1 protein-coding gene is annotated in these 574 nt (G+C 70.6%); it reads right to left on the reverse strand.

The genetic code is table 11. The features are described from left to right. The coding region (locus AXW62_RS39215) for an alcohol dehydrogenase catalytic domain-containing protein (protein WP_159061106.1) at nt 1–574 on the reverse strand (574 nt) is incomplete at both ends.

Consider the following 574-nt stretch of genomic DNA (forward strand, 5'->3'; position numbering starts at 1 on the left):
CCCGTCGCCGCACGCACCACCTCCGCAAACCCCACATCACGCGACGACGCCCGATGCGCCCCGTCGATGCCCATCTCCTCCAGCACCCCATGCTTGCCAGGACTCGCCGTCGCATACACCTCCGCACCCAGATACCGCGCGATCCCCACCGCCGCCATCCCCACACCACCAGCCGCGGCATGAACCAACACCGACTCCCCACACCGCAGCCGACCCAGCTCCACCAACCCGTACCACGCCGTCAGATAAGCCACCGGCACCGCCGCCGCCTGCCGGAAGGACCACCGGTCCGGGACCGGCGCCACCATACGGGCGTCGGTCACCGCCAGCGGCCCGAACGCGCGGTCAAAGATCCCCATGACCCGGTCGCCCACGGACACACCGGCCACGTCCGGACCGATGTCCACCACCACTCCGGCGCCCTCACCGCCGAGCCCGGTCTGGTCCGGGACCATGCCCAAACCGACAAGTGCGTCACGGAAGTTGATACCGGCCGCGCGTACGGCGATCCGCACCTGGCCCGCGCCCAGGGGCTCCAACACCTCCGGGCACGGCACCGGTTTCACGTTCTCCA

It is taken from the genome of Streptomyces hygroscopicus subsp. hygroscopicus (assembly GCF_001553455.1).
Classification (GTDB): Bacteria; Actinomycetota; Actinomycetes; order Streptomycetales; family Streptomycetaceae; genus Streptomyces; species Streptomyces hygroscopicus.